The sequence below is a fragment of the Roseomonas sp. BN140053 genome (assembly GCF_047690175.1).
Taxonomy (GTDB): domain Bacteria; phylum Pseudomonadota; class Alphaproteobacteria; order Acetobacterales; family Acetobacteraceae; genus Roseomonas.
Genome location: NZ_JBLLEB010000008.1, coordinates 26048 through 39296 on the forward strand (window position 1 = coordinate 26048; position 13249 = coordinate 39296).

General features: G+C 74.0%; 12 protein-coding genes. 8 read left to right on the plus strand and 4 right to left on the minus strand.

The window, feature by feature from the left end:
* Positions 1 to 10: 10 nt before the first annotated feature.
* The 3 genes from ACLIBK_RS09970 to ACLIBK_RS09980 all read left to right on the plus strand — a co-directional run bounded on the left by ACLIBK_RS09970 (position 11) and on the right by ACLIBK_RS09980 (position 3291).
* Positions 11 to 580: an NUDIX domain-containing protein gene (locus ACLIBK_RS09970; protein WP_415387102.1), complete on the plus strand. Its 570-nt coding sequence runs from the start codon at positions 11 to 13 to the stop codon at positions 578 to 580.
* Positions 581 to 592: 12 nt separating this feature from the next.
* On the plus strand, positions 593 to 2413 hold the full coding sequence (locus ACLIBK_RS09975; RefSeq protein WP_415387103.1) for a hypothetical protein: 1821 nt from the start codon (positions 593 to 595) through the stop codon (positions 2411 to 2413).
* A gap of 83 nt (positions 2414 to 2496) precedes the next feature.
* Positions 2497 to 3291 (plus strand): GNAT family N-acetyltransferase, encoded by a 795-nt coding sequence (locus ACLIBK_RS09980; protein ID WP_415387104.1) that lies wholly within the window; start codon positions 2497 to 2499, stop codon positions 3289 to 3291.
* A gap of 81 nt (positions 3292 to 3372) precedes the next feature.
* Here the strand turns inward: ACLIBK_RS09980 and ACLIBK_RS09985 are convergent, their stop codons facing one another.
* The 3 genes from ACLIBK_RS09985 to ACLIBK_RS09995 all read right to left on the minus strand — a co-directional run bounded on the left by ACLIBK_RS09985 (position 3373) and on the right by ACLIBK_RS09995 (position 5980).
* Entirely contained in the window at positions 3373 to 4326 is a 954-nt protein-coding gene (locus ACLIBK_RS09985; RefSeq protein ID WP_415387105.1) for a LysR family transcriptional regulator, read from the minus strand.
* A gap of 212 nt (positions 4327 to 4538) precedes the next feature.
* A complete protein-coding gene (locus ACLIBK_RS09990) occupies positions 4539 to 5519 on the minus strand; it encodes a quinone oxidoreductase family protein (protein WP_415387106.1) in 981 nt (326 codons plus the stop codon).
* Positions 5516 to 5980 (minus strand): methylated-DNA--[protein]-cysteine S-methyltransferase, encoded by a 465-nt coding sequence (locus ACLIBK_RS09995; protein ID WP_415387107.1) that lies wholly within the window; start codon positions 5978 to 5980, stop codon positions 5516 to 5518. Before ACLIBK_RS09995 ends, ACLIBK_RS09990 begins: the two co-directional genes overlap by 4 nt.
* Positions 5981 to 6260: 280 nt before the next feature.
* Here ACLIBK_RS09995 and ACLIBK_RS10000 point away from each other — a divergent pair, with 280 nt between their 5' ends.
* Complete coding sequence (locus ACLIBK_RS10000) at positions 6261 to 7046, plus strand: hypothetical protein (RefSeq protein WP_415387108.1); 786 nt, start codon at positions 6261 to 6263, stop codon at positions 7044 to 7046.
* 27 nt (positions 7047 to 7073) lie between these two features.
* Here the strand turns inward: ACLIBK_RS10000 and ACLIBK_RS10005 are convergent, their stop codons facing one another.
* The gene (locus tag ACLIBK_RS10005; RefSeq protein WP_415387109.1) at positions 7074 to 7931 is read right to left on the minus strand and encodes a DMT family transporter; all 858 of its coding nucleotides are present in this window, start codon (positions 7929 to 7931) and stop codon (positions 7074 to 7076) included.
* A 183-nt stretch (positions 7932 to 8114) separates the two neighbouring features.
* Here ACLIBK_RS10005 and ACLIBK_RS10010 point away from each other — a divergent pair, with 183 nt between their 5' ends.
* From ACLIBK_RS10010 to ACLIBK_RS10025, 4 genes are all read left to right on the plus strand, one after another.
* The gene (locus tag ACLIBK_RS10010) at positions 8115 to 8477 is read left to right on the plus strand and encodes a phage holin family protein (protein ID WP_415387110.1); all 363 of its coding nucleotides are present in this window, start codon (positions 8115 to 8117) and stop codon (positions 8475 to 8477) included.
* A 410-nt stretch (positions 8478 to 8887) separates the two neighbouring features.
* Positions 8888 to 9352 (plus strand): transcription elongation factor GreB, encoded by a 465-nt coding sequence (greB, locus tag ACLIBK_RS10015; protein WP_415387240.1) that lies wholly within the window; start codon positions 8888 to 8890, stop codon positions 9350 to 9352.
* Between the two features lie 168 nt (positions 9353 to 9520).
* On the plus strand, positions 9521 to 9784 hold the full coding sequence (locus tag ACLIBK_RS10020; RefSeq protein WP_415387111.1) for a hypothetical protein: 264 nt from the start codon (positions 9521 to 9523) through the stop codon (positions 9782 to 9784).
* 168 nt (positions 9785 to 9952) lie between these two features.
* Positions 9953 to 13225, plus strand: coding sequence for an alpha-1,4-glucan--maltose-1-phosphate maltosyltransferase (locus ACLIBK_RS10025; RefSeq protein WP_415387112.1), 3273 nt, complete (start codon positions 9953 to 9955; stop codon positions 13223 to 13225).
* Positions 13226 to 13249 lie beyond the last annotated feature (24 nt).

Below are 13249 nucleotides of genomic sequence, written 5' to 3' on the forward strand. Positions count from 1 at the left end.
GCGCGCCGCGATGACGCCGGAACTGGCGCGGATCGAGACGCGCTACCGGCGCTGGTCCACCATGCTGCTGGCCACCTATCGCCTGCCCGACGGCGCCGAGATGCCGCGCGACATCGAGGACCACGGCGAGGCCGTCGCCGTTCTCCCCTTCGCCCCCGAACGCCGCTGCGCCCTGCTGGTGCAGCAGTTCCGCGCCCCCGCCTTTCATGCCGCGGGCGAGGCCACCATGCTGGAACCCCCCGCCGGCCGCCTGGACGAGGCCGACCCGGAAGCCTGCGCCCGCCGCGAAGCCCTGGAGGAGCTGGGCGTGCGGCTCGGCCCGCTGGAACCGGTGGCGCGGGTCTGGACCATGCCCGCCCTGTCCACCGAGCGCGCCTGGCTGTTCCTGGCCCCCTACGCGCGCGCCGACCGGATCGCCGCCGGCGGCGGCCTCGCGGCGGAACAGGAACACATCACCGTGCTGGAACGCCCGCTGGCGGAACTGGCCGCCATGGCCGATGCCGGCACGCTGTGCGAGCTGAAGCTGCTCACCCTCGTGCAGACGCTGCGGCTGCGCCGGCCCGAACTCTTCGCCGCCTAGCCGCCGCGGCCCATGATCTTCTACGGCGACCCCAGCCGCAGCGCCGACCCGCGCGCCCTGCTGCGCGACCTGTCGGCGCAGTTCCGCCACCTCGCCACCCTGCCGCCGGGGATCGGGCGCCACGCCGCGCTGGTGGGCGCCTTCCTGGACGCGGGCGAACTGGCCCAGGGCCTGGCCGATGCCGATTTCGCCGCTGCCGGCGAGGACCGCCGCGCCCCCGTGCCGGACGCGGCGATGGCGGTGCTGCTGGCCCTGGCGCGCGCGCTGCGGGATTCCTGGAACAGCGGCTTCGCCCGGCTGCCACCCCTGCCGGACCTCGCCCCCCTGGCCGCGGCCGCGCTGCCCGCGCAGATCCAGCCCCGGCGCGCCGAGGGCTTCGCCTTCTACGCCCTGTATCCCGAACTCACCCTGCGCGCCGCCAAAGCCCTGGCCGGCGAACCGCCCCCGGTGGTGGTCGGCCTGCGCTCCATCGGCACGCCATTGGCCGCCCTGGTGGCCGCCGCCCTGGACGCCGCCCCGCCCGTGACCCTGCGCCCGGTCGGCCACCCGTTCCGGCGCGAGCTCCGCCCCGGCGCCGCCCTGGAAGCGGAACTGCTGCGCGACCCCGCCGCCCGCTTCGCCCTGGTGGACGAGGGGCCCGGCCTGTCCGGCAGTTCCTTCGGCGCGGTGGGGGACTTCCTGGAAGACCGCGGCGTGTCGCCGCACCGGCTGCACGCCTTTCCCGGCCATCTCGGCCCCCTCGGCCCGCAGGCCAGCGAGCGCCACCGTGCCCGCTGGGACCGCATCCCCCGCTACGTCGCCTCCTTCGAGGACACGGTCCTCCGCGCGCCCCGCCCGGAGCACCGGCTGGAAGCCTGGGTGGCCGACCTCACCGGCCCGGCCCAGGCCCCGCCCGAGGAGATTTCCGGCGGCGGCTGGCGCGCCCACCGCTACCGCCGCGAAGCCGAGTGGCCCGCGGTGAACCCGCAGGGGGAGCGCCGCAAATTCCTCCTCCGCAGCGACACCGGCACCTGGCTGCTGCGCTTCGCCGGCCTCGGCCGCGAGGGCGCCCGCAAGCTGGACCGCGCCCGCGCCCTGCACGCCGCCGGCTTCACCCCCGATGTCGCCGGCCTGCGGCACGGCTTCCTGGTGGAACCCTGGCTGGCCGGGCTGCCCTCCCTGGATCAGCTCCGCTCGCCCATTCCACCGGTCCCGGTCCAGGGCTTACCCGGCAGCGTGCCGGCCCCGGGCACCGCCGCACCGCCCGCGGACCGCCCGGACCCCGTCGCGCTGGCGGTGCGGGTGGGCCGCTACCTCGGCTTCCGCGCCCGGCATTTCCCGGCCGCGGCGGGGCAGGGGGCCAGCCTCGACGCGCTGTTCGACATGGCCTGCCACAACACCGCCGAAGCCCTGGGCGAGGCGGCCGCCCGCGCCCTGCGCCGCCGCCTGCCCGATCCCGCCGCGCTGGAACCCCGCCTGCACCGCGTGGAAACCGACAACCGCCTGCACGCCTGGGAATGGCTGCTGCCGCCGGACGGGCCGCCCCTGAAAACCGACGCGCTGGACCACCACGCCGCGCACGACCTGATCGGCTGCCAGGACATCGCCTGGGATATCGCCGGTGCCATGGCCGAACTGGACCTCGACCGCGACGCCCTGCTCGCCGCCGCCGAGCGGGAGGCCGGCCGCGCCCCCGACCCGGCGCTGGTGGCGGCCCTGCTGCCGCCCTACCTGGCCTTTCAGCTCGGCGCCTGGACGATGGCGGCGGAGGCCGCCGCGGGCTGGCCGGAAGAAGCGACACGGCTGCGCGCCGCGGCGCAGCGCTACGCCGCGCGCCTGCGGGCGCTGCTGTAGCCCGCCGGACCCCGACCGCGCCGCCCCTGCCCACTAGCTCGACCAGCGGTCCCCCGCCATCGCGCCGGGCAGCCGGCGCGGGCATGCTGCGCCACCCCTTCCCACCACTGGACCTCGCCGCCATGACCGCCGTTCCGCCTCCCCCCAGCATCGCCACCCTGGAACGCGCCGCGCTCACGGCCGTGCCGGCGCCGCGCCTGGCCTGGGACGGCGGCTTCGTGGTGCGCGGCTTCCGCGGCGGCACCGGCCGCGCCAACGCCGCCTGCTGCCTCGACCCCGCCCCGGACCCGGAGCTGCCCGCCCGGGTCGCGCGCATCGAGGCGGATTTCGCCCGCTGGAACCTCGTCCCGCGCTTCCGCTCCACGCCGCTGGACCCGCCCGGGCTGGTGCCGCTGCTGCTGGCGCGCGGCTATGCCGAGGCGGAGGGCGCCCGCGTCATGGCCGGCCCGCTGGACGGGCTGAGCGGTGTTTCCCCGCTCGGCGAACACCTCGACGGCCCGGCCGAGGACTGGCTTGCCGTGCTGGGCACCGCCGAGTACCAGACGCCCGCCCGCCGCGCCGAGAAGGCGGCCGCCCTGCCGCTGCTCGCCCGCCCCGCCACCTGGCTGCTGCACCGCGCGGAGGGCGTGCCCGCCGCCAGTGCCCAGGCGATCGCCGACGCCTCCCTGTGCGGCATCTTCGACGTCGCCACCGATCCGCGCTTCCGACGCCGTGGCCTGGCGCGCGGGGTGCTGGCAGCAATCGCGCAATGGGGCGCGGCGCAGGGCGCCGACACGGCCTGGCTGCAGGTCGCCACCGGCAACACCGGGGCGCAGCGCCTCTACGAAGCGCTCGGCCTGCGCGAGATCTACCGCTACCGCTACTTCCTGCGGCCCTGACCGGCCGGCCCGCCGCCAACCCCGTGCCCGGCGCCTCGGCGTCGCACGTGCCCCGGCGCCCCACGCGCGCCCCGGGCGCCATCACCCGGACGCGGCGTTCCGCCCGCCGGCCGTCCCGCCCAGCGCCGCCCCGGACCGCAGCGACAGCCGCGGGTCGGAGGCGAAGCGTGCCGCCAGCATGTCCACGAACACCCGCACCCGCCGCGGCAGCGCCCGCGTCGCCGGCCACACCGCGTAGATGTCGCGCGGCTCGGAATGCCAGTCCGGCAGCACGGGCACCAGGGTTTCGCGCTCCAGCCGCACGAAGGCGCGCCAGGGCGGCAGCTGCACCAGCCCCAGCCCGGCTTCCGCCGCCGTCACCAGCACCGCCACGTCGTCCGCCCGCACCCGGCCGCTCACGGGCACCTCGACCTGCCGGCCCGCCGCGTCCTCCAGCCGGATCGCGTGGCCGGTGATGCGGTGCAGGCACATGTCGTGCCCCGCCAGCCCCTCGGGCGTCCCGGGCGTGCCGCGTTCCGCCAGGTAGACCGGCGAGGCGTAGAGGTTCAGCGCGAAGCGCCCGAGATGCCGCGCGATCAGGGATTCCTGCCGCACCGGCCCCGCCCGCAGCGCCATGTCCACGCCCGCGGCCAGCAGGTCCACCTCGCCGTCGCCCAGCAGCAGGTCCAGGTTCAGCCCGGGATGCTCGCGCAGGAACTCCGGCAGCCAGGGCACCACCGTGCGGCGGAAAAAGGACGGGCTCGCCGCCACCCGCAGCGTGCCGCGCAGCGTCGCCTCCTCGCGGCGCACGGAATCCTCCGCCTCCTCGATGGCCGTGAGCGCCTTGCCCGCTTCCTCGTAGAAGTGCTGCCCGGCCTCCGTCGGCCGCAGCCCGCGCGGCGAGCGGTGCAGCAGCGGCACCCCCAGCCGCGCTTCCAGCTCCGACAACAGCCGCGACACGTTGGGCTGCCCCATGCCCAGCGACTGCGCCGCCCGCGTCAGCCCGCCCGCCTCCACCACCCGGCGGAACACCGTCATCTGCGCCACCCGGTCCACCCGCCGTGCTCCCTATGCCGCTCGGCGGTGGGCGGGGGCATCCGGTCGCATGGTGTGGTGCTCGATGGCCCGCAGGGGGCGCTGCCCCCTGTCAGCCAGCGCCGCAGTTTCACGAACGGAAGGTCCAGGAAACTCAGTTTCCTGGCGGGGGGTGCAGGGGGGCAGAGCCCTCCCTGCAGGCCACAGGCACCACGCCACCCCGCCGGACATCCTCACCCCGCCGGCAGCAGCACGGTGCTGCCGGTGGTGCGGCGGGCTTCCAGGGCGCGATGGGCGTCGGCGGCCTCGCGCAGGGGCCAGTGCTGGTTCACCAGCACGCGCACGGCGCCGCTCTGCACGGCGTCGAACAGGTCGGCGGCATTGGCCACCAGGTCGGCGCGCTTGGCCGTGTAGGAGGCGAGGGTCGGCCGCGTGACGTAGAGCGAGCCCTTGGCCGCCAGCAGCCCCAGATCCACCGGCGGCACCGGGCCGGAGGCATTGCCGTAGGACACCATCATCCCCAGCGGCGCCAGGCAGTCCAGCGAAGGCATGAAGGTGTCCCGCCCCACGCTGTCATACACCACCGGCAGCATCGCGCCCCCGGTGATCGCCTTGACGCGGGCGGCCAGGTCCTCGCCCGGCAGGATCACGTGCGCCGCGCCGTGCGCCCGGGCCAGCTCCGCCTTGCCTTCCGTGCCGGCCGTGCCGATCACCGTGCAGCCCAGCGCCTTGGCCCATTGGCACAGGATCAGCCCGACGCCGCCGGCCGCGGCATGCACCAGGATCGTCTCGCCCGGCTTCACCGGATAGGTCCGGCGCAACAGGTACTGCGCCGTCAGCCCCTGCAGCATAGCGGCGGCGGCCACCTCGTCGCTGATGCCGTCGGGCAGCTTCACCAGCCGCTCCGCCTTGATGACGCGTGCCTCGGAATAGGCGCCCAGCGGGCCGGTGGCGTAGGCGACGCGGTCGCCGGGGGCGACCTCGGTCACGCCCTCGCCCACCGCCTCCACCACGCCGGCGGCCTCCATGCCAATCACCGCCGGCAGGGCAGGCGCCTTGTACAGGCCGTTGCGGAAATACACGTCGATGTAGTTCAGCCCGATGGCCGCGTGCCGCACCAGCGCCTCGCCCGCCTTGGGGCCGGGCACCGGCACCTCCTCCCACAACAGTTTCTCGGGGCCGCCATATTCGTGGATGCGCAACGCATGGTTCATGGCAGCAGGTCCTGGAAGGGAGCGGCTTCGAGCCGCAGCAGGAAACGCTTGGTGGCGTCCCCGCTGTCCCCGGAATAGCCCCCGAGCGCGCCGTTGGCGGCGACGACCCGGTGGCAGGGAATAAGGATCGGGATGGGATTGGCGCCGCAGGCCACGCCCACGGCGCGCGCCGAACTGTTCAGCAGCTGCGCCACCGCGCCATAGGTCCTGGTTTCGCCGCGCGGAATGGCCCGCATCGCGTCCCAGACCCGCGTCTGGAAGGGGGTGCCGTGGGGCGCCAGCGGCAGGTCGAAGCCGGCCCGCTCGCCGTCGAAGAAGGCGTGCAACTGGTCCCGCGCCGCGGCCAGCACGGGGGTGACGCACTGGTCCCGCCCGCGCCCCCAATCGAGGGCGACGATCTGCCCCTCCTCCTCCGAGACCGTGATCTCGCCGAGGGGGGTATGGAGGGTGAGTTGCGGCATCCGGGCGGAGGTTCCGGCGCGGATTGGCCCCCAGCGGGGGGTGGGCGTCAAGGTTTGCCGGCGGCGAAGGGGGGCAGCGGTGCGTTCCGCTACGGACGCGGTGGCCCCGGCTCCGCCACCGCGGCCCGGCGAAACGGCAGTTTGCAGGGCCGGAACCCGTGCCCCGGATCCGGCGAGGCCGTTTCGGGCGGGCATCCCCGCCGTGAATTGAGGGGAACGCCTGACCGTGATGTGATGCCGCCCAAAGGTCACCGCAGGAACGGTGCCGGAAGGACGCGCCATGCCCAATGTTTATGCCGCCTGCTGGACCATGAGCGAGATCGCCTTCAACGGCAGCGGCGCCGCAGCCCGGGCCGGCACCCTGCGCGACATCGCCCTGGTGGCGGACACGCAGCTGAAGATCGCCGGCAACACCGCTGGCGGGGACTTCAGCCGCATGCTGGTGGTGCCGGAATACCTGTTCAGCGCGGGCGGCGCACTGCTGTCGCGCGACAACAAGCACGCGATCTACCGTCAGCTGGAGAACATCAGCGCGGCAGTGCCGCAGCTGCTGATCGTCGCCGGCTCGATCGCCTACAGGAAGGGCACCTTCTTCAAGGACACCTACAATGTCTGCCCGATCCTGCTGAACGGCCAGATCATCCGCAAGCTGTACAAGGCCAACGACGACGGCGTGTACCAGAACAACGGCACCTTCCGCACCAAGACGGATGGCGGCAAGGGGGTCCCCTACGCGACGATCGGCGGCCTGAACATCGGGCTCGACATCTGCCTCGACTACAACCAGGGCCGGCTGGGAACCTATATCGCGCAGAACAACCTCGCCGCGCCGGACATCCACATCCAGATCAGCGGCACCAACTCCGCCGCCAGTTCCCGCAGCGCGGCCAGGACCGGCGGCGTCTACCTGCATTGCGACCTCGGCGGCAAAGGCGCGAATGGCGCCACCGCCTGGCGCGTCACCGGCCAAGCGGCCGACATCGGCACCGCCACCACGCGCATCCAGCCGCGGCAGGTCCTGATGCAGGGTGGTGGCCGGCTGATGCTGTTCGACATCCCGGTCTGACGCCGCGCCGGCGGGCAGCATGGCCCACTACCCCGCCCGCGCCGCCAGCCACCCTCCGCCCACCACCAGCGCCGCCGCCGCCAGCAGCCGCCAGCTCAGCGTCCCTTCACCCAGCGCCAGCAGCAGCAGCGTCGAGGCCGGCGGCACCGCATAGGCCAGCGTCCCCAGCAGCCGCGGGTCGCCCCGCTTCATGCCGGCATCCCAGAGGAAAAAGGCAGCGCCCACGGGCCCCACCCCCATCAGCCCCACCGCCAGCCATTGCTGCCCGTCCGGCCAGACGCCCTGCTCGAACACCGCATGCGCGATGCCGGCCAGGGCCGCGGTGCCCAGGCAGAAGCCCGCCACGGCCTCGGTCGGCACCGCCGCCATCCGGCGCGAGGTCACGGAATACAGCGCCCACCACAGCGCCGCCGCCGCCGCACAGGCGAAGCCCAGCGCCGCCCCGGGCGGAAAACCGGCATTGCCGCCCAGCACCGTGGCGCAGCCGGCGAAGCCCAGCGCCACCCCGCCCAGCCGCCGCGGCCCCAACGGCAACCCCAGCACCGGCGCCGAGAGCAGCACGATCAGCAGCGGCCACATGTAGTTCAGCAGGTTGGCTTCCACCGGCGGCGCCAGGGCCAGGGCCGCGAAATACAGCGCGTGGTAGCCGAACAGCCCGCCCACCCCGTGCAGCCAGGCGACCGGCGGCTGCCGCAGCACCCCCAGCCGCCCCCGGAGCGCCAGCACGATCAGCGGCAGCAGCCCGCCCACCGCGAAGGCCATCGCCGTCAGCTGCAGCGTCGGCAGCCCGGCCGCCAGCCGCGACAAGGGCGCCAGCGTCGCCCACAGCGCCAGCGCGCCGCACCCCGCCAGCGTCGCCCCGCGCGCAGCAGCCCCCGCGGCCATCTTCCCCCGAGGCGCCGTCACGCCCGGCCCCAGCCCATCCGTCCGCCTGTGCCCGGGCATACCCGCCGCCCACGCCCGCCGGGCACGACCGTGACCGTGACCACGACAGCGCCCCCCGGCCGCGGCGCGGCAACCGCACCGGCAGGGCGACGTTGTGCCGGCGCCATCCAGGGAACCGCGCCCATGGGCTTTCTCGCCCGCACCGTCATCACCGCCATCGCCTTCTGGGTCGCCGCCCACCTCGTCAGCGGCATCGAGCTGCCGGGGGTGATCGGCACGCTCTTCGCGGCCATCATCTTCGGGCTGGTCAACGCGGTGATCCGCCCGGTGCTGTCGCTGTTGTCGCTGCCGCTCACCATCCTCACCCTCGGGCTGTTCACCCTGGTGATCAACGCCGCCATGTTCGGCCTCACCGCCGCGCTGTCGCCGGGGATGCGCGTGCATGGCTTCGGCGCGGCGATCCTGGGCGCCATCGTGGTGTGGCTGGTGAGCTGGGCCGCCAGCCGCCTGATCGGCGACCGCGGGTCGGCCCTGGCCGGGCGCTGAACCCCGCGCGGTCCCGCCGCCAGCGCCCCGCGTCCCCGGAACATCGGGTGCCACGGGCCGCCGCCGCCGTGCGCCCGGCGATCCGTTCGGGGAAGGAAAGGGCGGGATTGCGCCGTTGCGTGCCACATTCGGCGCTTTGTGACAGGAACCCGCGATTCTGCCACGCCGCGACACCGCCGCCATGTCCAGCTTGACCAGCAAACCATTGTTGTGCAATACTTCTTTCGCCAAAGTTGGGCTTCCGAGCCGCCCTCCCGGGGGTGCCCCGGTAAGGAAGTAAGATGGTAAGGAAGTAAGGCGAACCGGACCCGCCCGGCCGCCGCACAGCCGGAAACCCCCGAACCGTGTCGTTGACCGACGATGACGAGGACGATGCACCCCCCGGCCTGCCGGCGGGCGCGCCCTTCTACATGACCCCCGCCGGCCACGCCGCCCTGCGCGAGGAGTTGCGCCAGCTCTGGGACGAGGACCGCCCCAAGGTGGTGGAGCTGGTGTCCTGGGCCGCCAGCCTCGGCGACCGGTCGGAAAATGCCGACTACCAGTACGGCAAGCGCCGCCTGCACGAGATCGACCGACGCGTCCGCTTCCTGCGCAAGCGGCTGGACCGCGCCGCCGTGGTGGACCCCGCGGCGCAGCGTCGGCGCGACCAGGTCTTCTTCGGCGCCACCGTGACCTTTGCCGGCGAGGACGACGCCGAGCGCAGCGTCACCATCACCGGCATCGACGAGGCGGATGCCAGCCGCGGCGACGTGTCCTGGGTGTCGCCCGTGGCCCGCGCGCTGCTGGGCAAGCGCGTGGGTGACCTCGTGCGCCTGCGCACCCCCGGCGGCGGCGAGGAGATCGAGGTGTTGGCGATCCGCTACCCCGGCAGCTGATCTCCGGCTGCCCGGCGGCTGATCTTCGGCCGCCCGGCGGCTGATCTCCGGCTACTCCGGCGGGTGACCCACGGCCCCGCCGGAGACTGATCCGTGGCCGGGCCCGGCGGCGGCAACCGCCCCGCGGGGGAGGCGTTGCTCCCCCGATACCGCTGCCGGAGATCGACCATGAGCGACCAGATGAGCAAGGACGACCCGCGGAATCAGGTGCCCACCAGCCCCGGCACCGAGGAAACCCGCTATCACCGCCGCGCCCACGGCCGCATGGCGGAGGAGCGGGGCGACGACCCCGCCGCCGGCACGGCGGACGAACCCGTGGCGCCCGGCGAGATCCAGGCCGGCGACCGCTCGGAACTGGCGCAGGCGCTGGGCGGGCCGGTGGACATCTCACCGATCCGCGGCCGCCGCACCATCGAGCGCACGGAGGAGTAGCGCTCCCTCCGGCAGCCCGGCCCGGGGCCACCGGCCGGGTGCGGAAGCATCACGCGCTGTTGTGGCCCGCCGCGCTTGGTTCTGCCCGGCCGGGCTGCGATGACCTTTGTTCCCGAAACACCCGTCGATCGCTCCGCGGTCGGCCGCGAGCCAGAGGCTTCGGAACCCATGTCCGACGCGCAACGACCTGCGCCGACCTCCCTCTACTACCTGAGCCCGCTGCTGCTGGGCCCGCTGCGCGACTGGGATGCCGAGCTGGCGCGCATCGCCGGGCTGGGCTTCCGCGCCGTGGCCACGCCGCTGCCCTTCGCGCCCGGCCGCAGCGGCCAGGTGACGCTGCTGGCCGACCCCGACCGTCCGCACCCCGCGCTCGACGCACCGGGCGACGGCACGGACGCTGTGGCCCGCATCGCCGCCGCCTGCCGCACGCAGGGGCTGGACCTCCTCCTGGACCTCGCGCCCGACCGCGTGGCCGAGGACGGCGCCCTGGCCCAGGCGCATCCCGACTGGTTCCCGGTGCCAGCCATCCTGGCGGGCACGCCCGACCCGCGCCGCACCCCTGCCGAGATCGGCACCGTGCTGGCCGCGCTGGACCGCGACGACCTGCTCGGCTGGTGGGAAGACCGGCTGCGCCGCTGGCTGGAGGCCGGCGTGGCGGGCTTCCGCTGCACCGCTCCGTCGCAAACGCCGCCCGCCGCCTGGCGCCGCCTGATGGCCGCCGCCCGCGCCGCCAGGCCCGGCTGCCTGTTCCTGGCCTGGACCCCCGGCCTGCCGCGCGAGGAGGCGCTGGCGCTGGCTGGCATCGGCTTCGACCTCGCCTGTTCCTCCCTGGCCTGGTGGGATTTCCGCGCCGGCTGGCTGCTGGAGGAGCGGCAGGCCCTGGCCGGCGTCGCGCCCCTGCTCGCCTTCCCCGAAGCACCCTTCGGCCCGCGCACCGGCATGGGGCTCGAAGACCCGGCGCAGCGCGCCCGCGCCGCCGCACGCCTGCTGCGCTTCGCCGCCGCCTTCGGCGACGCCCTTCTGGTCCCGATGGGCTTCGAGTTCGGCGCCACCCGCCCGCTGGACCCGTCGCAGGACCGGCCGGGCGACTGGCAGTGGATCCGGCAGAACGCGCCCTACGACCTGTCCGCCGCGATAACCGAGGCGAATGCCCTGTCCGCCCGCATGGCCCCCTTCGCCAGCGGCGAGGAACGCGCCCTGTCCGGCCCGGACGCCCCCGCGGTGGCCGTGCTGCGCGCCCGCGGCAGCGACCTGCGCAGCGCCCGCGGCGCCACGCTGATCCTGGCCAATCCCGACCTGCGAACCCCCGTCGCCGTGCAGCCCGAGGCGATCCTGCCCGGCACCGGCGGCATGCTCGGCCGCTTCCTGCCGCTGGGGGAGGGGGCGCCGCTGGTGCCGGGCACGCCGACCGTGCTGGAACCCGGCGCCGTCCGCCTCTTCACCGCCGAGCGCGGCGCGCCGATCCTGCGCCCGCGCTCCGTGCGCCCCACCCCGGCCCAGGCGGTGGAAAGCCCGCGCGTCGCCATCGAGGCGGTGACGCCCACGGTGGATGGCGGCCGCTTCCCGGCCAAGCGCGTGGTGGGCGAATCCGTCACGGTGGAAGCGGACGTCTTCACCGACGGCCACGGCAAGCTGGCGGTGGCGCTGCTGTGGCGCGCCGCCGACGAGCGGGCCTGGCGCGAGGTGCGCATGGCGCCGCTGGGCAATGACCGCTGGGCCGCCAGCTTCGCGCTGGACCGGCTGGGCCGCTTCCAGTTCGCGGTGGAAGCCTGGGTGGACGCCTTCGCCAGCTATCGCGACGAGCTGAGCAAGAAGCACGCGGCCGGCGTGCCGGTGACGCTGGAGCTGGAAGAAGGCCGCCGCCTCGTGGCCGCCGCGGCCGCACGCCCGGCCGGCAAGGCGCTGACCGGCCTCGCCGCGCAGCTGGAATCCGCCGGCGAGGCGGAGCGGCTGACAGCGCTGCTCTCGCCCGACACCGCCGCGCTGATGGCCGCCGCCGACGACCGCCCGCACCGCGTGCGCCAGTCGCCGATCGCCACGATCGAGGCCGAGCGCACGGCAGCGCGCTTCGCCTCCTGGTACGAGATCTTCCCGCGCTCCCAGAGTGGCGACCCCAAGCGCCACGGCACCTTCGACGACGTCATCCGGCAGTTGCCGCGCATCCAGGCGATGGGCTTCGACGTGCTGTACTTCCCGCCCATCCACCCGATCGGCAAGAAGAACCGCAAGGGCCGCAACAACAGCCTGACCCCCGGCCCGGAGGATCCTGGCAGCCCCTACGCCATCGGCTCCGAGGAAGGCGGCCACGACGCGCTGCACCCCGAGCTCGGCACCCTGGCCGACTTCCAGCGCCTGCGCGACGCGGCCTTCCAGCACGGGCTGGAACTGGCAATCGATTTCGCCATCCAGTGCTCGCCCGACCATCCCTGGCTGCGCGAGCATCCGGAATGGTTCGACTGGCGCCCGGACGGCACGATCCGCTACGCCGAGAACCCGCCCAAGAAGTACGAGGACATCGTCAACGTCGACTTCTACGCGGAAGGCGCCAAGCCGTCCCTGTGGGTGGCGCTGCGCGATGCGGTGATGTTCTGGGCCGACCAGGGCATCCGCACCTTCCGGGTGGACAACCCGCACACCAAGCCGCTGCCCTTCTGGGAATGGATGATCGCCGAGATCAAGGCGAAGTATCCCGACAGCATCTTCCTCAGCGAGGCCTTCACCCGGCCAAAGGTGATGTACCGCCTGGCCAAGGTCGGCTTCTCGCAGAGCTACACCTACTTCACCTGGCGCAACACCAAGGCGGAGTTCGTGGAGTACATGACGGAGCTGACCACCACGGCGCCGCGCGACTTCTTCCGCCCGCATTTCTTCGTCAACACGCCCGACATCAACCCGGTTTTCCTGCAAACCTCCGGCCGTCCCGGCCACCTGATCCGCGCGGCCCTCGCCGCCACGCTGAGCGGCCTCTGGGGTGTCTACAACGGCTTCGAGCTGTGCGAGGCCACGCCGGTGCCGGGCAAGGAAGACTACGTCGACAGCGAGAAATACGAGATCCGCGCCTGGGACTACGACCGCCCCGGCAACATCGTGCCCGAGATTTCCCGGCTGAACGCCATCCGCAAGGCCAACCCGGCACTGCACGGGCATCTCGGGGTAAAGTTCTACAGCTGCTTCAACGACAACATCTTGTACTTCGCCAAGGCCACGCCGGACCGCTCCAACGTGATCCTGGTCGCGGTCAGCCTGGACCCCAACACCGTGCAGGAAGCCGGCTTCGAGCTGCCGCTGTGGGAATGGAACCTGCCCGATGGCGGGTCGTTGGAAGCGGAGGACCTGATGCGCGGCCACCGCTTCACCTGGACCGGCAAGAACCAGCGCCTCCGCCTGGACCCCCACGACCTGCCCTTCGCCATCTGGCGCGTTCGCCCAGCAGGCGCCTGAGCCGAACGGAAGTTTCGAGAGAAC

Excerpts from the sequence above, each read along its gene's own strand:
- ACLIBK_RS09975 (WP_415387103.1), top strand. The coding sequence starts at position 593 with ATGATCTTCTACGGCGACCCCAGCCGCAGCGCCGACCCGCGCGCCCTG.
- ACLIBK_RS10005 (WP_415387109.1), bottom strand. The coding sequence starts at position 7,931 with ATGGCCGCGGGGGCTGCTGCGCGCGGGGCGACGCTGGCGGGGTGCGGC.
- ACLIBK_RS10010 (WP_415387110.1), top strand. The coding sequence starts at position 8,115 with ATGGGCTTTCTCGCCCGCACCGTCATCACCGCCATCGCCTTCTGGGTC.
- ACLIBK_RS10020 (WP_415387111.1), top strand. The coding sequence starts at position 9,521 with ATGAGCGACCAGATGAGCAAGGACGACCCGCGGAATCAGGTGCCCACC.
- greB (WP_415387240.1), top strand. The coding sequence starts at position 8,888 with ATGACCCCCGCCGGCCACGCCGCCCTGCGCGAGGAGTTGCGCCAGCTC.
- ACLIBK_RS10025 (WP_415387112.1), top strand. The coding sequence starts at position 9,953 with ATGTCCGACGCGCAACGACCTGCGCCGACCTCCCTCTACTACCTGAGC.
- ACLIBK_RS09970 (WP_415387102.1), top strand. The coding sequence starts at position 11 with ATGACGCCGGAACTGGCGCGGATCGAGACGCGCTACCGGCGCTGGTCC.
- ACLIBK_RS09995 (WP_415387107.1), bottom strand. The coding sequence starts at position 5,980 with ATGCCGCAACTCACCCTCCATACCCCCCTCGGCGAGATCACGGTCTCG.
- ACLIBK_RS10000 (WP_415387108.1), top strand. The coding sequence starts at position 6,261 with ATGCCCAATGTTTATGCCGCCTGCTGGACCATGAGCGAGATCGCCTTC.
- ACLIBK_RS09980 (WP_415387104.1), top strand. The coding sequence starts at position 2,497 with ATGCTGCGCCACCCCTTCCCACCACTGGACCTCGCCGCCATGACCGCC.
- ACLIBK_RS09990 (WP_415387106.1), bottom strand. The coding sequence starts at position 5,519 with ATGAACCATGCGTTGCGCATCCACGAATATGGCGGCCCCGAGAAACTG.